This is a genomic window from Herbidospora mongoliensis, assembly GCF_001570545.1.
GTDB classification, from domain to species: Bacteria; Actinomycetota; Actinomycetes; order Streptosporangiales; family Streptosporangiaceae; genus Herbidospora; species Herbidospora mongoliensis.
Window position 1 is genome coordinate 24871 of record NZ_BBXD01000025.1, and the last position, 22134, is coordinate 47004.

A 22134-nucleotide genomic window follows, 5' to 3' on the forward strand; every position below is an offset into this window, starting at 1 on the left:
GGCGGAGTAGACCGCCGCCCGTCAGGCGTCGATGTGGTCGCGATCGATCTCCGAGGCCGAGCTCACGATGAACTCGCGCCGAGGGGCCACGTCGCTGCCCATCAGCAGGTCGAAGATGCGCTCGCCCTCTTCGACGTCTTCGATCCGGATGCGCCGCAGCACGCGGTGGCGCGGGTCCATGGTCGTCTCGGCCAGCTGGTCGGCGTCCATCTCACCCAGGCCCTTGTAGCGCTGGGGGGGTTCCTTCCACTTCTTGTTCCGCTTGCGCAGCCCGCCGAGGACCTTGTGCAGCTCGGCGTCGGAGTAGCAGTAGATGTACTTCTCCTGCCCGCGCCCGGGGTTGGTCAGCTCGACCCGGTGCAGCGGCGGCACGGCGGCGAAAACGCGCCCGGCCTCCACCATGGGCCGCATGTAGCGGTGGAACAGCGTCAGCAGCAGGCACCGGATGTGCGCGCCGTCGACGTCGGCGTCGGCCATGAGAATGATCTTGCCGTAGCGGGCCGCCTCGATGTCGAAGGTCCGGCCGGACCCCGCACCCACGACCTGGATGATCGCCGCGCACTCGGTGTTCTTGAGCATGTCGCTCACGGACGCCTTCTGCACGTTGAGGATCTTGCCTCGGATGGGCAGCAGCGCCTGGAACTCGGAGTCGCGGGCCAGCTTGGCGGTGCCCAGCGCCGAGTCTCCCTCGACGATGAACAGCTCGCTGCGGTCGACGCCGTCGCTGCGGCAGTCGACCAGCTTGGCCGGCAGCGCCGAGCTCTCCAGCGCGGTCTTGCGGCGCTGGTTGTCGCGGTGTTCCCGGGCCGCGATGCGCGCCTTGGCCGCCGCGACGATCTTCTCGAGAACGGCCCTGAGCTGCTGCTTCGCGCCTCGCGGCGGGTTGGTGAAGATCTCACGGAGCTCGCGCGAGACGACCGTCGACACGATGCGGGTCGCCGCGGAGGTGCCGAGGACCTCCTTGGTCTGCCCCTCGAACTGCGGCTCGGCCACCCGGACGGTCACCACGCTGGTCAGACCTTCGAGGATGTCCTCTTTGGTCACGCCGTCGTCGCCGTTCTTGAGCAGCCGCGTCTCACGCAGTAATTCGTTGATCGTGCGGACCAGCGCCCGTTCGAACCCGAGCACGTGGGTGCCGCCCTTGGGCGTGGCGATCACGTTGACGAACGACCGGACGGTGGAGTCGTAGCCCTTGCCCCAGCGCACCGCCACGTCGACGACCATCTCGCGCTCGACCTTGGTCGGCGTCATGTGGCCCTGGTCGTCGAGCACCGGCACGGTCTCGTTGAAGTTGCCGAGCCCCTGCATGCGCAGTACCTCGCAGACGCCCTCGTCGCGCGCCAGGAACTCGGTGAACTCGCTGATCCCGCCGTCGAACCGGAAGACGTCTTCGGTGGGCTCCTCGAGACGGCTGTCGCGCACCGACAGCGTCAGGCCCGGCACCAGGAAGGCGGTCTGCCGCAGCCGGACGTGGATCTCGTCGAGCGAGACCTCCGCCTCCGGCAGGAAGATCTGCAGGTCGGCCCAGAAGCGCACCCGCGTGCCCGTGACCCGGACCCCGAGGGGACCGCCGTCGCGCAGGCCGGACTTCTTCTTGAACTTGGCCGAGGGGCCGTCGCCGTCGAAGGCGCCGGGCACCCCGCGCCGGAAGCTGATCTCGTGGATCCGCCCGTCGCGGTCGACCTCGACGTCGAGCCGGGACGAAAGCGCGTTGACCACCGAGGCGCCCACACCGTGGAGACCGCCGGAGGCCCCGTAGGACCCCCCGCCGAACTTCCCGCCGGCGTGGAGCTTCGTGTAGACCAGCTCGACACCCGCGAGCCCGCTCTTGGGCTCGACGTCGACCGGGATGCCCCGCCCGTCGTCGCGCACCTCGATGGACCCGTCTGGATGGAGCTCGACCTCGATCAGCGAGCAGTAGCCGGCCAGCGCCTCATCAACCGCGTTGTCGACGATCTCCCACAGGCAGTGCATGAGGCCACGGCTGTCGGTCGAGCCGATGTACATCCCCGGGCGCTTGCGGACGGCTTCGAGACCTTCCAGAACCGACAGATGACGAGCTGTATAACCCGTCTCCGCTACCGTCACTCCAGCTCCCACGTTGAACAGTCGAACACGCGTACGCAGCTTAGCGCTTGGCGTGGTTTTAGGACTACCAGCTTGCCAGCTGTCCAGGGCTTCTCGTTACCTGCGGTGTGATCCACGTCACCTTTCGGAACATTCCGCTCTCGGCGTAGTCAGGAGGTGATTGGGAACGCCCTCATCCGGTTAGATGTTGTCCCAAGTGACTGTGACGCCAACATCCCCGGTCAACGGGGTGACCCGAAAGGCGATACGTGACTGGAGCTCTCGCCCCCACCAAGCCGCTGACCGCCCTAGACCGCTGCGACCGATGCGGCGCTCAGGCCTATATTCGCGCGATTCTTCCGGTAGGCGCTGAACTCCTGTTCTGCGCACACCATGGCCGACAGCACGTGGCCGCATTGCGCGACAAGGGCGCTGAGATCCAGGACGAATCAGCACGACTCAGTACACCAGCTGGATCCGCGGCTCCCGACGAGCGGTGATCCGGCCCCTGACATCGATGACGGCGGCGTGATCGGGCATTGCCTGATCACGCCGTCGCCATTTCCTTCCGCCCCCTGAACGGCCGCATCAGGCGCCAACCGGTCGCCCCGCGTCCCTCCGCGACGACGGATCCCGGATGCCACTGGCCTGCGCGTTCACCCCTAGGCTGGGCCCGTGCTGATCCTCCTGCCGCCCTCGGAGGGCAAGGCGGCCTCCGGCCGGGGTCGTCCCGTCGATCTCGACTCGCTGAGCTTCCCCGAGCTGACCTCCTCCCGCGAGAAGGTCCTCGACGCGCTCATCGAGCTCTGCCACACCCCCGAGCAGGCCCACCAGGTCCTCGGCCTGCCTCCGGGCCTCGCCGGGGAGATCAGCCGCAATCAGGGGCTTCGCGCCGCCCGCACCGTCAAGGTCTCCGACCTGTACACCGGTGTCCTCTACGACGCCCTGAGCCTGGCCACGCTCGACGCAAAAGCCAGGAGCCGCGCCACCCGCCGGGTCGTCGTCTTCTCCGGGCTCTGGGGCGCGCTGAGGCTCGGTGACCGGATTCCGCCCTATCGGCTGTCGATGGGGGTCCGGCTCCCGCCCGTCGGCGGCCTGGCCGCCTTCTGGAAACCGGCCCTCGCCCCGCTTCTCGATCAGTCGGACGGGCTCGTGGTCGATCTGAGGTCGGCCACCTACGCGGCGGCCTGGAAGCCCAAGAGGGAGACGGTCGCGGTGAGGGTCCTCACCAAAGATCGCACCGTCGTCAGCCACATGGCCAAACACACCCGTGGGCTGATCGCCCGGTCGCTGGTGGAGAGCCCCGCCCCGGCGAAGAACCCCGGCGAGCTCGCCCACCTGCTGACCAGGCTCGGCCATGCCGTCGAGCTCCACCCTGGCAGGCTCGACGTGGTGCTCAGTTCGTGATGACGTTCAGCTTGTTGCAGGCCCGGTGGAACTGGTTCTCCGGCTCCCCGCCGAGATGGGACCACGGCAGTCTGCTGAACCTGCCGCCCGTCCGCGTCAGATGTCCCCTCGCCGGACGTCGGAGATCAGACAGGTAGAAGGCGGCGCCGAAGGCGTTGTGGGCCTCTATGGACCGTGGATGAGCGGGGCCGATCCGGCGCTGGGACCACTGGCCCGCCGCGGCGACGATCTCCCGCTGCGCGTCGAAGCTGAACCAGCCACCGCGCGACATGGGAGTGCGTTCCGAGGCGACGTTCTCGAAGTGCGCCAGGGGGATCAAGGCAGGAAGCGGGCTTCCCTCAGGAGCGTTGGCGAGGACCGTGCGGGCGAATTCCAGCATTTCGGTCGCGGTGCCGCCCCAGCCGGGGGAAAGAGTGATCAAGCGGGCCACATTGGCCGAATAGAGCGTCGGCCAGCGGCGGGAGCATTCGTACCAGACCGAATCCTTGTCGGCTCTGGGGCGTTCGAGGCCGAGTGCGAGCCAGAGCATCGACTCCCACGGGACGGGGTCGGCGGGCATCAGGCCGGCTGCGGTGACGAGGGGCTGACGGGCGCTTTCCATGGCCGCGTGGTAGGCCTCCAGCCGTTGGGCCTGGACGGCTCTGGCCTTGACTTCCGGCTTTATGTCCCAGGCTTCCTCGATTCTGGTCCGGCCGAGCCACAGCCATAAATCAGGGTTGGCCTGGTCTCGGGCGATGAGGCTCTCGATGCCGCGGCTCATCCCCATGGCGGCGCGAGAAAGGGCTTCGATCCGTAATGCGCGTACTTCCGGATCGCCCCTGGTGGCAGCGAGAAGGGGGGCTGCCGCCTCGAAATTACGGCGTTGAACAGCCAGAACCGCCTCGTCCAGCATGATGTCCGCCCAAGGGCGGTCCGGGATCACTCGTGGCCCCCGAGCACGTGCTCGATCCACTTCGATTACTCCCATGGGGAGGCAGCATAGAAGTGGCGAGTTGGCGAGGCGCTACTTTCGTGTTACACCCGCGTAAAACCGGAACCTAAATCGGACCCGGCGCGCAAAAATGCGCACCGAGCCCGATTTATGGATATCCCTTAGTCGAGATAGTCGCGCAGTACCTGCGAACGCGACGGGTGCCGCAGTTTCGACATCGTCTTCGACTCGATCTGGCGGATGCGCTCACGCGTCACGCCGTAGACCTTGCCGATCTCGTCGAGGGTCTTCGGCTGGCCGTCGGTGAGGCCGAACCGCATCGAGACGACGCCTGCTTCGCGCTCGGACAGAGTGTCCAGGACGCTGTGCAGCTGCTCCTGGAGCAGCGTGAAGCTGACGGCGTCGGCCGGGACGATGGCCTCGGAGTCTTCGATCAGGTCACCGAACTCGCTGTCACCCTCCTCGCCGAGGGGGGTGTGCAGGGAGATCGGCTCGCGGCCGTACTTCTGGACCTCGATGACCTTCTCGGGGGTCATGTCGAGCTCGCGGGCCAGTTCCTCCGGAGTGGGCTCGCGGCCCAGATCCTGGAGCATCTGCCGCTGCACGCGGGCCAGCTTGTTGATCACTTCGACCATGTGGACCGGGATGCGGATCGTCCGCGCCTGGTCGGCCATGGCCCTGGTGATCGCCTGCCGGATCCACCACGTGGCGTAGGTGGAGAACTTGTAGCCCTTGGTGTAGTCGAACTTCTCGACCGCGCGGATCAGACCGAGGTTGCCCTCCTGGATCAGGTCCAGGAACAGCATGCCGCGGCCGGTATAGCGCTTGGCCAGCGAGACCACCAGGCGGAGGTTGGCCTCCAGCAGGTGGTTCTTGGCCCGGCGGCCGTCTTCGGCGATCCACTCGAGCTCGGCGCGGACGTCTACCGGAAGCTGGTCGCCGTCGGTGCCGAGCTGCTCCTCGGCGAACAGGCCGGCCTCGATGCGCTTGGCGAGCTCGACCTCCTGCTCGGCGTTGAGCAGCGGGACCTTGCCGATCTGCTTCAGGTAGTCCTTCACCGGGTCGGCGGTGGCACCGGCGGCGGCGACCTGCGCCACGGGGGCGTCATCGTCGTCGTCGGTGAGGATCAGGACTTCTTCTTCGACCTTGGCGACGACCTCGGCGACCTTGGGCTCGTCGGTCGTCTCCTCTTCGGAGTCGGCCTCACCCTCAGCCTCGACCTCGACTTCGACCTCGACTTCTTCGATGTCCTCGATGTCGAAGTCTTCGATCTCGACGTCTTCGATGTCATCGTCGTCGGCCGACTCGCCCTTGGCCTTCGGCTCGGCCTTGCCGGCGACGGGACCGTTGGCCGACGCCTCACCGGCCTTGGCGCCGGGGGCGGTCTTCTTCGCGGGCGCGGTGGGCTTCGCGGTGGTGGCGGCCTTCTTGGCGGCCGGCTTCTTCGCGGCCGGAGCGGGCGCCGGATCGGTCACCACGGCGGTGACGGTCTCGGGCTGCGACTCCTTGGCGGCGGCGGCCTTGGTGGACGTCTTCTTGACGGGCGCGGCCTTGGCACGGCTCTTCGCGGGGGGCTTCGCCTTCTTGGGCCCCGCGGAGTCTTCGGCGGTGAGCCGGACGATGATGCCCTCTTTGCTGAGGCTGCGCAGGATTCCGGCGACTTGCGGCACCGGAATATCCGCTTCCTCGACAGCCCGGCGGACATCCTCCGCTTCGAGGAAACCCTGCGAGCGCCCACGCTCGAGGAGCTGCTGAATCACTGGCTCGTTCAGCTCCGACGGCTTCGAGCGAGTCGAACTTGCAGGCGACACGAACACCTCTCGAACGAACGCATGGCGAGAATGGACCCAGGTGGTTGCTTCTTCTCCGATGGCGAGGTCGCACGGCGGGCGACATGCCATTCTGACACGCCGCCAAACCCCGTACGGCCGCCTCCGGCCGGTTGCCCTCCACCCTAGGCCGACCGAAGGACTGGTGCGTACGGAAGCCAGTCACCGATACCCGAAAGCAACCGTTATGACTGATTCATTCAGTCACTCTTCGTGGCAGCGGGAACATGGACCGCAAGCACCGTGACGTCGTCATCCTGTTCATACCCGGACAACATCCGGTCCACCAGGAAATCAAGCAACATATGGGGACTTGTCAAGATCTCCTCAGGTGCTTCCGCGACGACGGCGGACAGCTCCCGCAGGCCCGCGTCCAAGCCCCGCTTGCGGTTTTCGACGAGGCCGTCGGAGTAGAGCACCGCCGTGTGGCCCGGCGGCACCGAGAAACGGAACTGCTTGCGGCTGGTCGCCCAGCCGAGCGGGGTGCCGGGCTCGGTCTCGTGGAGGATTCCGACGCCCTGCGGGGAGACCAGCAGGGGCGGCGGGTGACCGGCCAGCGCGAGGGTGCCCTCGCCCGTGGTGGGTTCGACGACCATGTAGGCCAGCGTCGTGACCTGCTCTTCTTCCTCGGTCGCCTCGAAAACGCGGTCGAGCCCGGTCAGCACGGCCGCGGGTGGCGGATTGGTCAGCGCCAGGGCGCGCATCGCGTTGCGGATGCGGCCCATTCCGGCGGCGGCCTTGACGCCCTTGCCCATGACGTCGCCCACCACGGCGGCCACACGGCCGTCCTGGAGCACGAAGGCGTCGTACCAGTCGCCGCCGACCTGGACGTGGCGCGAGCCCGAGCGGAAGCGCTGGGCCAGCACGAGGCCGCGCACGACCGGCAGCCGCTCGGGGAGCAGGCTGCGCTGGAGCGTTTCGGCCGTGCGGTGCTCGCGCTCGAACAGGGTGGCCCGCTCGACGGCCAGGGCGCACTGACCGGCCAGGGCCTCCAGGAACACCCCGTCTTCCTGGGAGATCTTCTGGGGGCGGGTGAAGGAGAACCGGAGCGCTCCCAGCGCACGCCCTGCGGCGAGCAGCGGGAGGCCCACCCAGGCCCGCTCCTGGGTGTGGGCGAGGAAGCCGTTGATCTGGTCGGTCTCGCCGCCCGCGTCGGCGAGCTGGGCGCGGAGGCTGTCGGGCGACTCGGCGAAGACCGGCCGGCGGCTGTTCACGGCCATGGTCATGACGCTGGAGCGCGACAGTGAGATGTCTTCGCCGGGTGCGCCGCCGGCGTCGGGGATGGCGCCGGAGTTGATCACCTTGAGGGTGCCGCGGTCGGGGTCGAGCAGCGCGACGGCGGAGTGGTCGGCGGCCAGGGCGGTGCGGCCCACGTCGATGATGACCTGGACGACCTGCTCGACCGTGAGCGCCTCGGCCAGTATCGCCGTGGCGCCCTGGAGGCGGGCGGTGCGCAGGGCGGCGGCGCCGAGCTGGTCGGTCAGGCGGCCGCGCATCTCCTCGGCCTCACGCTGGGCGGTGACGTCGGAGTTGGCGCCCACCCACTCGATCACGCGGCCGTGGCGGATGATCGGGACGGCCCGGACCTCGAAGTCGCGGTAGCCGCTGGCGCGGGTGCGGACGCGGTAGCTCCACTCGAACATGGTCCGGCCGCGCAGGGCCTCGCGCCAGGCCTCCTCGGCGGCCGGGCGGTCGTCGGGGTGGACTGCGTCGAGCCAGCCGTGGGCGAGGTATTCCTCGAGCCCTTGGCCGGTGATGGCGCGCCACTCCGGCGCGTCTTCCATGACGGCGCCGCTGGGCGAGGTGATCCAGACGAGCTGCTGCTGGGACTGCACGAGCGAGCGGTAGCGCTCCTCGCTGCGGCGCAGGTCGTCTTCGGTGGTCTGGCGCTCGGTGACGTCGACGCCGAACAGGGAGGTGCCGATCGTGGCGCCCTCGTCGTCGTGGAGCGGGAAGAACGAAATGGCCCAGTGGCGGGTGTCGCCGTTCTCGGCGCGGGTGCGCAGCCGCTGGTCGGTGACGGGGAGACGGTCGTCGCCGATCCTGCGCAGGGCGGAGTCGATCACGTTGGCCAGGTCGGCCGACAGGATGTCGGCGGGAGCGCGGTCGATATGCCGGTCGACAGCCATCCCGGTCAGCTCGGTAAAGGTCGAGTTGACACGGACAAAACGGCCAGAGATGTCAAAGAATGCGAAGGCGTAAGGCGCCTCCGCCATGAGGCCCTTGAACAGGGCAGAGTCTGAGATGTCCAAACCCGACTCCCGGGGACGGGGCACGGAGGTTTCGGCGCTCATGGTCGGCACCTCCGTCGCGTGCCAGGGTCTCCCACGAGGCACATCTCCATAACTGTATTGAGTAGCGCGGTTCTGCCCTACATCATCGGCGATGGGCACGCGCGGACGGAAGCCCCGCCCGGCATGCGGTCAACGCATCCTGTCAAAAAAGCGCCACCTCGCGCAGCAAGATAAGACTTACTTTTTGGCGGCCCTCTTCGCTTCCTGCTTGGTCGCGCGCACTTTGGCGAGGCTGCCGGCGTCGACCACATCGGCGACCGACCGGAACGCCCCCTCCTCGCCGTAAGCCCCCGCGGCCTCACGCCAGCCCTGCGGCTGCACGCCGAGCTGTTTGCCCAGCAGCGCCAGGAAGATCTGCGCCTTCTGTTTGCCGAACCCGGGAAGGTCCGTGAGGCGACGCAGCAACTCGGCTCCGCTGCCCGCGTCGGCCCAGACCCGCTCGGCGTCGCCATCGTAGTGGTCCACCAGATGGGCCGCCAGTTGCCTGATCCGGCCGGCCATGGAGCCCGGATAACGGTGCACGGCCGGTTTGGCCGAAAGTATCGCGGCGAAGGCCTCCGGGTCCATCGCGGCGATCTGGTGGGCGTCGAGATCGTGGCCCAGCCGCTCGGAGATCGTGTACGGCCCCTGGAAGGCCCACTCCATGGGGACCTGCTGATCGAGCAGCATGCCCACGAGTAGCGCCAGGCCGCTGCGCCCGAGAAGATCATCGGCCTCGGGACGCTGCGTTAGCCGGATGTACATGTTTCCAGCTTCGCACGCGTCACCCTGGTGTGTTTGGCTCATGTAACAAAACCACGCGGAGGGTTGACACCAGCGCGGAAAGTTATGGAATGAGAGACGGCACTTTCGCCCGACAACCGGTGCCCCACCGAGCGCCGCAATTCCCACACTCAGCGAGGATGCCTACCTCCATGCCTACTCTCGCCACAAGCTCCACAGAAGCTCGTACACGCGAGGCCGTCACCACCCGGCTCAACGAGGAATTCCTCACCGTTCCCATCGTCACCGTCGAACGTTGCGTCGACGACGTCTGGGCCTGCGCCGAACACCTCGGGGTCGACGTCACTCCCGTGAGCGTCGAACTCATCGCCCGGGAGCACCTTCTCGCCCTGGTCAACTCCTCCCCGCCCGGCAGAAGATAAATAACGGGGTAGTCACCGGGTCGCGTTACGGTGCCTTTTGGCGTCGTAATGCGAGAAGGTGGAACAGTGAGTCGAAGACGGAGACGAGATCCCCGGGAAAATCCGCCGGACGACGTCTTCGCGGAGATGCTTCTCGCGGCCCGCGAGCTGCTCGCGGTCCGTAGCCCGCTCGACGCCGAGCTCATGGTTTCCGACATGCTGGGCGCCTGGTGGGGGAAGCGGCTGCGCGGCGGCGACGTCGAGCAGATCCTCGGTGAGGGCCTCGTCGACTACGCCGCCAAGGCGGGCACGCCCGCCGCGCTCACGCTGCTCATCTCGGTCGCCTACCTCGGCACCGCCCGCCAGGCAGCCAAGGCCGAGGGGGCGGCGCTGGCCCTGATGGAGTCCGACGTCGCCAGGCCCGGCTGGGCCGACCGGGTCGGCGCGGTCAAACCGCAGGGCTGCTACGTCTCCCGCGACATCTACGGCGATCAGGACACCGTGGTCAGCACGTTCGCCTACAACGGTGACGACATCCACGCGCTGGTGCTGGTCGTCGACTACAACATGCGCGGCATGGCCCGCGACGCCTGGGTCTCCACGCAGGTCGACAAGCTGCTCGAACAGGCCGGCCTGGAGGCCGCCGGCAACCCGATGCTGCGGTTCGAGGAGATCGAGCCGCAGCAGGCGCGGGCGCTGCTGGAGTTCGCCATGAAGGCGGCCCGCGAAGAGGCCTACGACCGCAAGGCGCCCAAGGTCGTCAGCGACAGCTACTCCGCCTACCACGCCTTCGCCCGCTCCCGGATCAAGGCGCTGCCGCCCGGACGCAAGCGGCCGGCCCCCGCGCACAGCGAGGCTCCCTACACGAGGGAGCGGCGGGCCATGCTCGCGGCCGAGTTCCTGTCCAGCGACGCGGCGGAGAACCTGTCCGACCCCTCCTCGGCCTCGCGCTGCGCCGACCACATCATCGACTACGGCTGCGACCGCGATTTCGGCCGTCCGCATCGGGTCAGCCCGGCCAAGTGCGAGACGTTCCTGCTCGACTGGCTGCCCCGGAAGATCATGCTGACCCCTGCGCAGCAGGAGGCCATGCCCCACGTGCTGGCCGCCTGGGTCCGCTTCGCCGGGCAGCGCATCGGCCTGCCCGACCAGGCGATCCGCGCCACGCTCGACGCGGTCTGGGAGGCGACCGGCCGGTTCGGCGTGGCCTACCGCGACCCGACGTCGTTCGGGCTCGACCGCGAGTTAGTCGAACGGCTGCTGCCCGACGGCGATCTGTCCGCGCTGGCCCGGCGGGCGTTCGCGTTCCCGGTCCTCCAGGGCACCTACGGCGACATCGAGCTCGACCGGCTGAACCCGGCCGACGAGGCCGACCGGCGGATCCTGCTGGAGATGGACCACGCCGCCGAGCTGTCGCGGCCCGACTTCGCCGAACACCTTGCCTGGCACGAGGAGATCGCCAAGCGCCTCTGGGACGGCGACCCGCCCCAGATGTGGGAGGCGGCGCAGCGACTGATCGACCTCGGTCATGATCGCCACGACGTCCTGCACGTGCTGATCGAGATCGCCGAGCGCATCGGCGACCACCCCGACGAGCTCGCCGCCGCCCTCGACGACATCGCCGACATCCCCGACGAGCCTCCCGTCTAGGCTGAGGATCATGAGGATCGACCTGAACGCCGACCTCGGCGAGGGGTTCGGGGCCTGGAAACTGGGCGACGACGACGCCCTTCTGGAGATCGTGACCAGCGCCAACGTCGCCTGCGGCTTCCACGCCGGCGACCCGCTGACGATCCGGCGGGTCTGCGAGGCCGCGGTCGCCCGGGGGGTGGCCATCGGGGCCCAGGTGTCCTACCGCGACCTGGCGGGGTTCGGGCGGCGTGAGATGGACGTACCGGCCGAGGAACTCCGGGCCGAGATCCTCTACCAGCTGGCGGCGGTCGACGGGATCGCGCGGGCGTGCGGGGGCCGGGTCACTTACGTCAAACCACATGGAGCGCTCTACAACCGGGTGATCTGGGATCCCGTCCAGGCCGCCGCCGTCGTGGGAGCGGTGGCCGACTACGGCACGCTGCCCGTGCTGACGCTGCCCGGGTCGGTCGTGCACGGAAGGGGAGTTCCCACCGTCGCGGAGTGCTTCGCCGACCGGGCCTACACGCCCGAGGGCACGCTGGTGTCCCGGCGGGAGCCCGGCTCGGTGCTCCATGATCCCGACGAGGTGGCCGCGCGCGCGGTCCGGATGGCGCGCGACGGCGTCGTGGTGGCGATCGACGGTTCCGAGGTGCGGGTCGAGGCCCGGTCCATCTGCGTGCACGGCGACACACCCGGTTCTGTACGTCTTGCGCGCGCCGTCCGCGATGCGCTCGTCGGCGCGGGTGTGACAGTAGAGGCGTTCGCGTGATCCGGCGGGTGGGCGAACGCGCTCTGCTGGTCGACACGGGGTCACTGGCCGCCTCCCACCGGCTCGACGCCCGGCTGCGGCTGCTGACCGACGTGGAGGAGATCGTCCCGGGACCGGAGACGGTGCTGGTCGTGGGCGGCCGGGTCGATCAGCTCATCCCCTTGATCGAGCAACTCGACCACTCCCCCATGCACGACCTCGACGGGGAGACGGTCGACATCCCTGTCGTGTACGACGGCGAGGACCTTCCCGAGGTCGCCGCGCTGGCGGGGATCTCGGTCGACGAGGTGATCGCCCGGCACACGGGATCGGAGTTCGTGGCGGGATGGCTGGGCTTCGCTCCTGGATTCGCCTATCTGGTCGGCCTTGATCCTCTGCTCCATGTGTCCCGGCTGGACCGGCCCAGGACCGCCGTGCCCGCAGGCGCGGTGGCGATCGCGGGAGCCTATTCGGCGGTCTACCCGGCGGCCTCGCCCGGCGGGTGGCGCCTGATCGGCCACACCTCCCTCGCGGTGTGGGACGTGACCGGCGACTCCCCCGCCCTGCTCAAGCCAGGGACGCGGGTCAGGATGGTCGCCAGGTGAACGCTCACAGATCGTCCGGCCGGGATCCGGATCCGGAGATCTCCGGCGGTGCCGGTCGCGTCGCGGCGGTGGAGATCATCGCTCCCGGCCCTTACGCGACGGTCCAGGACCTCGGTCGCCGGGGCTTCGCGCACCTGGGCGTCCCCCGGTCGGGGGCGGCCGACGTGCCGAGCCTGCGGCTGGCGAACCGGCTGGTCGGGAACGCGGAGGACGCCGCCGCGATCGAGTTGACCTTCGGCGGGGCGGCGCTCGGGTTCACCCGCGGCGCGTGGGTGGCGCTGGCCGGAGCGCCGGTCCGCACGTCGGCAGGCGGCATGTGGGCGCCCTTCTGGGCGCCGTCGGGGACCGTCCTGTCGTTCGGGGTTCCCTACGAGGGGTTGCGGACGTATGTGGCAATCCGGGGTGGCGTCTGGGTGCCGCCGGTGCTGGGCAGCATGTCGACCGACTCGCTCTCGGGCCTGGGGCCCGCGCCGCTGACGGCGGGAACGGTCCTGGCGCTGGGCGAGCCGATGTCCGGGCTGCACGCCGACCTCGCGCCGCAGCGCCCCATCTCGGCCGGGCCGACCGTCGAGGTGGTGCGGGGACCCCGGGACGACTGGTTCACCGACGACGGTTTCGCCACGATGTGCGCGGGGGCGTACAGAGTGAGTCAGGACAGCAACCGGGTCGGGGCGCGGCTGACCGGGACGGCGCTCAGGCGGGCGCGGACCGGAGAACTGCCCAGTGAGGGCATGGTCAGCGGCGCGATCCAGGTCCCGCCGGACGGCCAGCCGATCGTCTTCCTCGCCGACCACCCGCCGACCGGCGGCTACCCGGTCATCGGCGTCGTCACGGTGGCCGACCTGCCGAAAGTGGCCCAGCTCCGGCCCGGGGATCAGCTCCGGTTCAGACCCGCCCGATCGTCGTAGGTCAGCGGCGGGCGCGGGCCACGGCCGCCATCCTCTGTAGCTTCACCGGCGGAGACTGGAGCGTCGTCACCTACTCGACCTGCGCGACCGAGTAGGCCGCCGGACGGCCGTCCTTCTGGGGAGAACAGCCGGCCGGCACCCGACCGGGCACCATGGATCCGGGTCAGGCGACCACCACCTTCAGGCTCTTCCCCATCAGGGCGAGCACCTTCTCGGCCGCCTGCTCCACGCCGGGCGCCTGCTCCAGCATGGTCGCGGTCAGCGCGCCGTCGCGGGCGTCCCAGGTTCCGACCACCCGTCCTTGATGGACCACCACCGGGGAGATCCAGCCCGCCGTCCTGCTGACCGCCGCCTTCGCCGCCGCGGGCAGCAGAGGCTCCAGGTCACGGGGAGCGCCCATGATGTACTGGTCGAAGCCCGCCAGCAGGAACGTCTCCTCGGACGGCGAGGTCGCCCGCAGCTCGTCGATGTGTTCGGGCAGTACGAAGAGTTCCTCGCCTTCGACCGTGACGGTCGCGGGCGCGAGGTCGGCGAACCACTGGCGCAGGACGGCCCGCCGGGTCAGCCCCCGGAACAGCCATCCGTCGAAGGCGGCCATGCTCGCCGGGCCGTGTGCCCCCAGGTAGGCCCGCAGCAGGGCGGCCCCGCCCTCTTCTGGGGTCATCTCCCCGACGCGGGGTGGCGCAGTGAAGGTCACCTTCCCGGCGCGCGGCACCCCATGGCAGAGCTCGCCGAGGAAGCTCAGCGGTTTGAACAGCTGCCCCCAGCCGGAGGCCATCAACCCGCGCAGGTGCTCGTCGCCGGTCACCGCGATCACCGCGTCGACCAGCTCTTCCCTGGTCAGCTCCGCATCGCCGAGAGCCTCGGGGACCGCGCCGATGATGGCGTCGAGCTCCTTCGCCGACACCCCGCTACCCCGGTGCCACGACGGTTTGTCCCAGTAGCGAAGGGTGCCGAGCACCGCCCGGTAGACCGGCCACGACGAGGTCGGCAGCAGGTGCAGGGTGCCCCGGATCGACCAGGTCTTGAGCAGCGTCCGGTCGGTCCAGAGGGCCTGCTCGATCTCCGGCCCGGCGACGCGGCCGAGCCGGAGCGAGATCGCCAGCTCGGCAGACGACGCGACCTGGGTCTGCACCCCGCAGAGCCGTTCGGCCACGGCCACCGCGTCGGGGCCAGGAGAGGTCACGAACTGACGGCCGAGCCGCCACGCCAGCACTTGCGGCCACGTCAGGTCCATGGCCGCACGCTAGCCGAGCACTACGACAATTCCGATTCCCGCGACCACGCACCCGAGATCGTCACGCCGTCGACCCGCCGACCCGCCGACCACGTTCCCCGGCCTCGATCGACCGGTCACTACGACTTGAAGCCGATGTCGGCGTAGTCGAGGTCGCGGAAGCCGCGGGCGCCCACGTTGGCCAGGCCCTCGTTGACGGCGACGGTCTGCGGCCGCTGGTAGAGGGGCAGGACGTTGACCTCGCGCCACACCAGGCGGTCGGCCTCGTTGATCAGCTTGAGCGCCTTGGCCGGGTCGAGTTCGGCCATGGCCGCCTTCAGCTTCGCGTCGATCTCGGCGTTGCCGCTGCGCCCGAGGTTGGCGTTCCACACGATCTCGTCGCCCTGGGCCCGGACACCGTTCGCGTACGTCCCGTAGGAGGCCGAGACCGGGAACGGGGTGCCGACGTAGGAGAAGGGCGCGATGTCGTAGTTGCCGGGGATGACGTACTTGGTGAAGAAGTCGTTGCTCGGGACGGTCTCGATCGTCAGCTTGATGCCCAGTTTGGCCAGCATGGCCTGGGTGATCTCACCCTCCGACCGGGCGAGCTGGAGGCCCGAGGGGATCACGAAGCGCAGGTCGAGCTGTTTGCCGCCCTTCGCGCGCACCGAGCCGCTCTTGCGCCAACCCGCCGCGTCGAGCAGGGCGCCCGCGCGGGCCGCGTCGGGGCCGGCCAGTTCCCCGGTGTTGGGGCGGTAGCCCTGCTGGCTGTTCATCAGGAAGTGGTTGTCGAGCAGGGTGACCGGCCAGTTCAGGCCCTTCAGGTCGCTCTTGGCGATGACCGCGCGGTCGATGCCGAGGGCGACCGCCTGGCGGACCCGGACGTCCGAGAGGATCGGGCTCTCGCCGTTGAAGGTGAAGTGGCGGAAGTCGGGGCCGGCCGCCTGGCGGACCACCGCGCCGGCCGCCGACTTGGCGCGGGATAGGTCGGCCGCCGACGGGCCGATGTCGAACACGTCGAGCTCGCCGTTGGCGAAGGCGGCGACGCGGGCGTCGGACTCCAGGCCGCGGAACACGATCGAGTCGAGTTTCGCGGGCTCGTTCCACCACTTGGCGTCGCGGGCCAGCGTGACCGTCTTGGCCCGGGTGTCGAAGGCGCCGAACCTGAACGGACCGGCGGTGGCCGGGATGCGGCCGACCCACCCGGCGTTGAACGCCTGCGGCGAGGAGTTGGCGCCCTTCGGGTAGAGCGGCGCGAACAGGGAGCGCCAGTCGCCGAACGGCCGGGTGAAGGTGACCACGACCTGGAAGTCGTCCTTGCCCTTGGTCACCGCGGCGATGTCCTGATATCCGGTGACGTTGGCGACGTGGTAGGCCGGGTCGGCGCCGCGCAGCGCCTTCCACTGGGCGGCGTAGTCGGCCCAGGTGACGGGCTCGCCGTTGGACCAGCGCGCCTTCGGGTTCAGGGTGTAGGTGACCACCTGCTTCGGCGCCGTCCGCGTCACGTCGGCCGAGGTCACATAGTCGGGGTCGAGTGCCAGCACACCGTGTTCGTCGGCCCGGAACGGGCGGGGCATCAGGGCGTCCATGACGGTCTTGACGTTGGCCATGTTGCCGTCGATGTGGTTCTGGTTCCACTGGGCCGGATATTCGGTCAGCCCCCAGCGCAGCGTGCCACCGGTCTTGACCTGGGCGCGCGGGGTCAGGTTGAGGTCGGCCGCGGTGACCTGGGCGGCCGGCTCGCCCGGCTCACCCGGTTGGGCGGTGCAGGCGGCGGTCGTCAGGGCGGCCAGTAGCAGGGCGTACGCGCGTTTCACGGTGCTTCTCCTGGATGGTGGTGGCAGGCGGCTCCCGAGTCGCCGGTGATCTCGGGTTCCTCGGTGACGCAGCGGGATCTCGGGGCGGCGGGGAGCTCGGCGTACAGGGGACAGCGGGGACGGAAACGGCAGCCCTGGGCGATCAACGGGTCGTCGTCGCTCAGGGCGGAGGCGCGCAGCAGGGCTTTCGTGTAGGGGTGTGCGGGGGCGGCGAAGATCTGGTGGGCGGGGCCGATCTCGGCGATCCGGCCGCGATACATGACCGCGACGCGGTCGGCGATGCGGCGGATCAGCGGCAGGTCGTGGGCGACGAACAGGTAGGACAGGCCGCGTTCGGCCCGCAGGTTCTCCAGCAGCGTGATGATCTCGGCGCGGATGGTCGGATCGAGCGCGGAGACGGGTTCGTCCAACACCAGTACTTCGGGGTCGAGCGCGATCGCCCTGGCGATCGCCACGCGCTGACGCTGGCCGCCGGAGAGGTGGACGGGGTGGCGGGCGGCGTAGTCGAGAGGGAGTCCCACCTGCTTGAGCAGCTCAGGGACCCGCGCCGGTGAGAGGCGGTGGGTGGTGAGCGGTTCGGCGATGATCGCGCCGACGGTCATGCGCGGGTCGAGCGACGACGACGGGTCCTGGAAGACGATCTGGAGATCGCGCCGGATCCTGCGGCGGTCGCGCCGCGACACGTTCGCGGTGTCGCGGCCGAGCACGGTGATCCGGCCCTGCTGCGGCCGGGCCAGCGCCATGATCTCCATCAGCAGGGTGGTCTTGCCCGACCCCGACTCGCCGACGAGCCCGAGGGTCTCGCCCGACCGGAGGTCGAAACTCACCCCGTCGACCGCTTTGACCCCCGGGTGGTGGCGGACAAGATCGCGTACCTCCAGAACGGTCCGGAGCGGCCGGGGGCTCGCGGGCCGGTCTTCGGCCTCCATCGCGGCGATGAGTTCTTTCGTGTACGTCTCCCTCGGCGCCCGCAGCACCTCCTCCACTGTGCCGGTCTCCACGGTCGCGCCGCGCCTCATGACATGAACCCGGTCGGCGACCTTCGCGACGACGGAGAGGTCGTGGGTGATGAGCAGAACCGCCGCGCCGGTCTCCCGCTGCGCGGTTTTCAGCACCTCGAGAATGTGCGCCTGAACGGTCACGTCGAGCGCGGTCGTGGGTTCGTCGGCGATGAGCAGACCGGGATTGTTGGCGATGGCCATCGCGATGAGCGCGCGCTGCCGCATTCCGCCGGAGAATTCGTGCGGATAGGCCCGCGCCCGCTGGTGCGGATCACGGATCCCGACCAGGTCGAGCAGTTCCACCGCCCGCCGCGCGGCCGTTTTCCGGGGAACGCGCTGATGCACCCGAACGGCCTCGGCGATCTGCGCCCCGACGCGGTGAACGGGGGTGAACGCCTGCAGCGGATCCTGGAAGACGATGGCCATCGCGCGCCCGCGCAGCGCGGTCAGCCTTTTCTCCGAAGCGGTGGTGAGTTCCTCGCCGTCGAGCAGAATCGACCCGCTCGTCGAGGCGGTCCGGGGCAGCAGTCCCATGAGCGCCAGCGCGGTCGCCGATTTCCCCGAGCCCGATTCCCCGATGAGCCCGAGGATCTCGCCCCGCGCGACGGAGAAACTCAGGCCTTTCACGGCCGGGGTGGTGCCGAAGGAGACGGACAGGTCGGTGACGTCGATCATTCGGGCGCTCGCAATGCCGGGTCGAACCGGTCGCGCAGGTCGTCGCCGACCAGGTTGACGGCGACGATCAGGGCGATGAGCAGGCCGGCCGCCCACCAGAAGGTCCAGGGTGCGTAGAGCGCGGTGGGCGCCCCGTCGGCGATCAGCGACCCGAGCGACACGTCGGGCGGCACGACCCCGAAGCCGAAATACGACAGCGTCGTCTCGGCCAGAATCGCGGCGGAGACGTTCACGGTCGCGTCGGCGATGAGCAGCGACGCCAGATTCGGAATGACGTGGCGCAGCACGATCCGGTGCGCCGGCACGCCCATGAACCGGGCCGCTTTCACGTATTCGCGGTCGCGCATCACGATGGTGACCCCGCGCACCGCTTTCGCCGTCACCATCCACATGAACGCCGCCAGCAGGACGACCAGGGCGATCCACTGTTCCTGTCCCGACGACACGACGGCGACGACGAGAAACGCCGGAATGACGAGCAGCAGATCGGTGACCCACATCAGCGTGCGGTCGACCCAGCCGAGGAAATAGCCCGCGAACGCCCCCACGAGCGCGGCCAGTGCGGTCGCCGCGACGGCCACGACCAGCCCGATGATGAGCGATTTCCGCAATCCCAGAAGAGTGAGGACAAGGATGTCGCCGCCGGAGGCGGTCGTACCGAAGGGATGGTTCGCCGAAGGCGGCTGGAGGAAGGCCTCGAAATCGCGATCGGAAGACGTCCAGGGGATGAGGATCGGCCCGAGGACGGCGAGCGCGGCGAGGAAACTGAGCAGCGCGAGCCCGGCGATGCCGGTCGCGGAGAACATCCGCGGCCGCTTCTCCTGACGCGTCTCGACCGGCGCGGAGATGCCGGGAAAGCGAGACGCGGCCGGCTGAGGGCCAGCCGTGGCTCGCGCTGTGAATCTGCCCCAAAGCCTCGTGCTCATCGGGCCCTCCCGGGGTTGAGCACCCGCTGGAACACGTCGGCCACGACGGCGCACAGCACCAGCGTGACGGCGGCCACGGCGGTGATCCCGGCGACGGTGTTGACGTCGCTGGTCACGATCGCGGAGATGAGCCGCTGGCCGAGGCCGTGCCAGCCGAAGACCGTCTCGGTGATCGTCGCGCCGACCAGCAGCGCGCCGAAGGTGAAGGTCAGATAGGTCATCGTGGGGATCAGCGCGGTCCGCAGGGCGTGGTTGACGATGACCTTGCGCCGGGGCAGGCCCTTGGCGCGGGCGGTGCGGACGTAGTCGGCGTCGAGCACGTCGAGCATGGCGCTGCGCTGGTAGCGGCTCAGGATCGCGGCCAGCGGCAGGGCCAGGGTCAGCGCGGGCAGGACGGTATGTCGGAGCCGGTCGAGCGGTCCGCCTGAGGTGTACTCGCCGCTGACCATCAGGAACCGCGTGCCGGTCGTGTCGTTGAACCAGACCGTGCCGATGATCAGGACGTTCGCCAGGACGATCGTCGGCACCGCCAGCAGCAGGAACACCGCCCCGCCCGACAGCCGGTCGAACCAGCCTCGGTGGCCGACGGCGGCGAGGGTGCCGACGGTCAGCCCGAGCAGCGCTCCCACGACGAGTCCGCTCGTGACGAGCCGGAGGGTCACCCCGGCACGTTCGGCCAGGTCGGCGCCGACGCTCGCGCCGTCCCACGTATGGCCGAAGTCACCGCGCACCACGCCGGAGACCCAGGTCAGGTAGCGGTCGAACAGCGGGTCCTTGTCGTTGAGGTTGACCTCGGACAGGGCCGCGTCGACCACGCCGGCCGGTGGCGCCGGGGTGCGGCCGGCGTAGTTGGCCCGGGGATCGAGGGTCACCGCGGCCAGCAGCCACGCCAGGCTGGAGGCGACGACGATCAACGCCACGTAGTTCACCAGTCGCACCATGATTCCCCCACCACCTCGCGTCACAGAGTAATGGCAGAGCGTGATCGAATCAGGCGAGCCGTACGCGTGGATCGAGGAACGAATACGTCACGTCGACGAGAATGTTGGCGATCACGATGAACGCGGCGGCCAGGATGGCGGCGCCGATGATGACGGGCAGGTCACCGTCGCGCACCGACCGGATCATGAGCTGCCCGATGCCCTGCAGTCCGAAGACCGATTCGGTGACGACCACGCCTCCGAGGAGAGTCCCGACATCCACCCCGAACTGGGTGATGACCGGCGTCAGCGCGGCCCGCAGACCATGCCGGTAGACGACCCCCCGTTCGGGCACCCCTTTGGCTCTGGCCGTACGGATGTAGTCCTCGCCCATCGTGTCGAGCATCGAGCCGCGGGTCAGCCTCACGTAGACCGCCGCCTGGACCACGGCCAGGCAGACCCACGGCATGACCATGGTCGACAGGAAGGCCCCGACGTCGACGAACGGTGAGATGTAGGGGCCGGGCTGGAGCCCCGTCCCCGGGAACACCGACAGCGCCAGATAGATCATCAGGATGCCGAGCACGAACGTCGGCAGCGAGATGCCGGCCAGCACGAGCACGGTGAGCGTCCGGTCGCGCAGGCTGCGCGGCTTGGTCGCGGAGAGCACTCCCCCGCCGACACCCATGATCATCCACAGCACGGCCGCGCCGAAGACCAGCCACAACGTGCCCGGCAGGCTCTGCAGGATCAGCGTGGAGACAGGCGTCTGGCTGATGAACGACGTGCCGAGATCACCTCGGAGCAGGTCGCCCAGGAACCCCAGATACTGCGTGAACAGCGGACGGTCGAGCCCGAGCGTGTCCTTGATCTGCTCGACCACCTCGATCGGCGCCCGGGGCCCGGCCAGCCGCCGCGCCACGTTGTCGGCCGGCCCGGCGAAGAACAGCAGGAACACAGTCGTCGCCACCAGCCACAGCACGACGATCCCGAACACGATCCGCCGGATGAGAAAGCGCCACACAGGTCACCTCTTGGGGTCGAGCGCGTCGCGGATGCCGTCTCCGAGGAGGTTGAACGCGAGCGTGGTGAGCAGCAGCAACACGGCCGGGAAGACCAGCAGGCCGGGCGCCACCCGGTAGAAGTCGGTCGAGTCGGCCAGAATGGCGCCCCAGCTGGGCGTACGGGGATCGACGCCGAGCCCCAGGAAGCTGAGCGTGGCCTCGAAGACGATCGAGGTCGGGATGAGCAGCGAGGCGAGCACCGTCACCGGCGCGACCAGGTTGGGCAGCACGTCGATGACCATGATCCGCAGCGGCGACGCGCCGAGCGACCTGACGGCCTCGGTGAACTCCCGCTCCCGGTAGCCGATCGTCTGGCCTCTCACCACCCGGGCCATCGCGGCGAAGGAGAAGAACGCGATGACGAAGATCGTCAGCGACACGGAGGCCCCCACGGCGGCGACCAGCACGATCGCGACCAGCAGATACGGGAAGCTCAGCACGACGTCGAGCACCCGCGCGAGCACCCCGTCGACCCAGCCCCCGTAGTATCCGGCCAGCAGCCCGACGATCACCCCGAACAGCGTGGCCAGGAACGTGGCGCTCAACCCGACGAGCAGCGAGATCCGCGCCCCGTAGGCGAGCCGCACGAACAGATCCCGCCCGAGGCTGTCGGCCCCCAGCCAGAAGTCGGCCCCCGGCCCGACCGGAAGCCCCTCCGGGGTCAGCGCCGTGGACGGATACTGCGTCAGCGGATCGTGCCCGGTGATCAGCGCGAACAGCGGCGCGAGGATGGCCAGCAGCGCGACCAGCACGATCACGACCATGGAGATCACCGCGGCCTTGTCCCGGCGCAACCGCTCCCAGGCCAGCTGCCAGGGCCCTTTGCCGTGGACGACCTCGGCATGGACGGGCTCCGCCTCGAAAGCCGCATCAGTAAGGCTCACGCCGGCACCCCCTCCTCGCCGCTCTCTTGGTAAAGATCTTCTTCCGTTACGGCTCCGCCTGGCCGGCCACCCGACCGGCCCTTGTC

19 protein-coding genes are annotated in these 22134 nt (G+C 69.3%); 7 read left to right on the top strand and 12 right to left on the bottom strand.

The window, feature by feature from the left end:
• Nucleotides 1-21: 21 nt before the first annotated feature.
• On the bottom strand, nucleotides 22-2088 hold the full coding sequence (locus AW272_RS35525) for a DNA gyrase/topoisomerase IV subunit B (RefSeq protein ID WP_245657891.1): 2067 nt from the start codon (nucleotides 2086-2088) through the stop codon (nucleotides 22-24).
• Between the two features lie 248 nt (nucleotides 2089-2336).
• Between AW272_RS35525 and AW272_RS45400 the strand changes: the two genes are divergently transcribed.
• Together AW272_RS45400 and AW272_RS35530 are read left to right on the top strand one after the other, a co-directional pair.
• Nucleotides 2337-2567 (top strand): DUF7455 domain-containing protein, encoded by a 231-nt coding sequence (locus tag AW272_RS45400; RefSeq protein WP_083959033.1) that lies wholly within the window; start codon nucleotides 2337-2339, stop codon nucleotides 2565-2567.
• 175 nt (nucleotides 2568-2742) lie between these two features.
• A complete protein-coding gene (locus AW272_RS35530) occupies nucleotides 2743-3474 on the top strand; it encodes a YaaA family protein (RefSeq protein ID WP_066374403.1) in 732 nt (243 codons plus the stop codon).
• Here the strand turns inward: AW272_RS35530 and AW272_RS35535 are convergent.
• The 4 genes from AW272_RS35535 to AW272_RS35550 all read right to left on the bottom strand — a co-directional run bounded on the left by AW272_RS35535 (nucleotide 3464) and on the right by AW272_RS35550 (nucleotide 9272).
• Nucleotides 3464-4234, bottom strand: a complete 771-nt coding sequence (locus AW272_RS35535) for a hypothetical protein (protein ID WP_245657892.1) — start codon at nucleotides 4232-4234, stop codon at nucleotides 3464-3466. The genes AW272_RS35530 and AW272_RS35535 overlap by 11 nt on opposite strands.
• Nucleotides 4235-4566: 332 nt before the next feature.
• Nucleotides 4567-6216: an RNA polymerase sigma factor gene (locus AW272_RS35540; protein WP_083959050.1), complete on the bottom strand. Its 1650-nt coding sequence runs from the start codon at nucleotides 6214-6216 to the stop codon at nucleotides 4567-4569.
• 218 nt (nucleotides 6217-6434) lie between these two features.
• A complete protein-coding gene (locus tag AW272_RS35545; protein ID WP_066374407.1) occupies nucleotides 6435-8528 on the bottom strand; it encodes a SpoIIE family protein phosphatase in 2094 nt (697 codons plus the stop codon).
• A gap of 177 nt (nucleotides 8529-8705) precedes the next feature.
• On the bottom strand, nucleotides 8706-9272 hold the full coding sequence (locus AW272_RS35550; protein WP_066374410.1) for an HhH-GPD-type base excision DNA repair protein: 567 nt from the start codon (nucleotides 9270-9272) through the stop codon (nucleotides 8706-8708).
• Between the two features lie 170 nt (nucleotides 9273-9442).
• Between AW272_RS35550 and AW272_RS35555 the strand changes: the two genes are divergently transcribed.
• From AW272_RS35555 to AW272_RS35575, 5 genes are all read left to right on the top strand, one after another.
• The gene (locus tag AW272_RS35555) at nucleotides 9443-9673 is read left to right on the top strand and encodes a hypothetical protein (protein ID WP_066374411.1); all 231 of its coding nucleotides are present in this window, start codon (nucleotides 9443-9445) and stop codon (nucleotides 9671-9673) included.
• A 126-nt stretch (nucleotides 9674-9799) separates the two neighbouring features.
• Entirely contained in the window at nucleotides 9800-11302 is a 1503-nt protein-coding gene (locus AW272_RS35560) for a hypothetical protein (RefSeq protein WP_066374413.1), read from the top strand.
• 10 nt (nucleotides 11303-11312) lie between these two features.
• Nucleotides 11313-12053: a LamB/YcsF family protein gene (locus AW272_RS35565; protein ID WP_066374414.1), complete on the top strand. Its 741-nt coding sequence runs from the start codon at nucleotides 11313-11315 to the stop codon at nucleotides 12051-12053.
• Nucleotides 12050-12637, top strand: coding sequence for a 5-oxoprolinase subunit B family protein (locus AW272_RS35570; RefSeq protein ID WP_066374415.1), 588 nt, complete (start codon nucleotides 12050-12052; stop codon nucleotides 12635-12637). The genes AW272_RS35565 and AW272_RS35570 overlap by 4 nt, the downstream gene beginning before the upstream one ends.
• The gene (locus AW272_RS35575) at nucleotides 12634-13545 is read left to right on the top strand and encodes a 5-oxoprolinase subunit C family protein (RefSeq protein WP_369408809.1); all 912 of its coding nucleotides are present in this window, start codon (nucleotides 12634-12636) and stop codon (nucleotides 13543-13545) included. Before AW272_RS35570 ends, AW272_RS35575 begins: the two co-directional genes overlap by 4 nt.
• A 163-nt stretch (nucleotides 13546-13708) precedes the next feature.
• On the opposite strand, the gene AW272_RS35580 is transcribed toward AW272_RS35575, so the two are convergent.
• The 7 genes from AW272_RS35580 to AW272_RS35610 all read right to left on the bottom strand — a co-directional run bounded on the left by AW272_RS35580 (nucleotide 13709) and on the right by AW272_RS35610 (nucleotide 22048).
• Complete coding sequence (locus tag AW272_RS35580; protein ID WP_066374416.1) at nucleotides 13709-14782, bottom strand: winged helix DNA-binding domain-containing protein; 1074 nt, start codon at nucleotides 14780-14782, stop codon at nucleotides 13709-13711.
• Between the two features lie 119 nt (nucleotides 14783-14901).
• The gene (locus AW272_RS35585) at nucleotides 14902-16578 is read right to left on the bottom strand and encodes an ABC transporter family substrate-binding protein (RefSeq protein WP_066374417.1); all 1677 of its coding nucleotides are present in this window, start codon (nucleotides 16576-16578) and stop codon (nucleotides 14902-14904) included.
• Nucleotides 16575-18254, bottom strand: a complete 1680-nt coding sequence (locus tag AW272_RS35590; RefSeq protein ID WP_066374418.1) for a dipeptide ABC transporter ATP-binding protein — start codon at nucleotides 18252-18254, stop codon at nucleotides 16575-16577. The genes AW272_RS35585 and AW272_RS35590 overlap by 4 nt, the downstream gene beginning before the upstream one ends.
• A complete protein-coding gene (locus AW272_RS35595) occupies nucleotides 18251-19060 on the bottom strand; it encodes an ABC transporter permease (protein WP_157519090.1) in 810 nt (269 codons plus the stop codon). Before AW272_RS35595 ends, AW272_RS35590 begins: the two co-directional genes overlap by 4 nt.
• 116 nt (nucleotides 19061-19176) lie before the next feature.
• Nucleotides 19177-20121 (bottom strand): ABC transporter permease, encoded by a 945-nt coding sequence (locus AW272_RS35600; protein WP_066374422.1) that lies wholly within the window; start codon nucleotides 20119-20121, stop codon nucleotides 19177-19179.
• Between the two features lie 49 nt (nucleotides 20122-20170).
• The gene (locus AW272_RS35605; protein ID WP_066374426.1) at nucleotides 20171-21124 is read right to left on the bottom strand and encodes an ABC transporter permease; all 954 of its coding nucleotides are present in this window, start codon (nucleotides 21122-21124) and stop codon (nucleotides 20171-20173) included.
• Between the two features lie 3 nt (nucleotides 21125-21127).
• Nucleotides 21128-22048: an ABC transporter permease gene (locus AW272_RS35610; RefSeq protein WP_066374427.1), complete on the bottom strand. Its 921-nt coding sequence runs from the start codon at nucleotides 22046-22048 to the stop codon at nucleotides 21128-21130.
• Nucleotides 22049-22134: the final 86 nt, after the last annotated feature.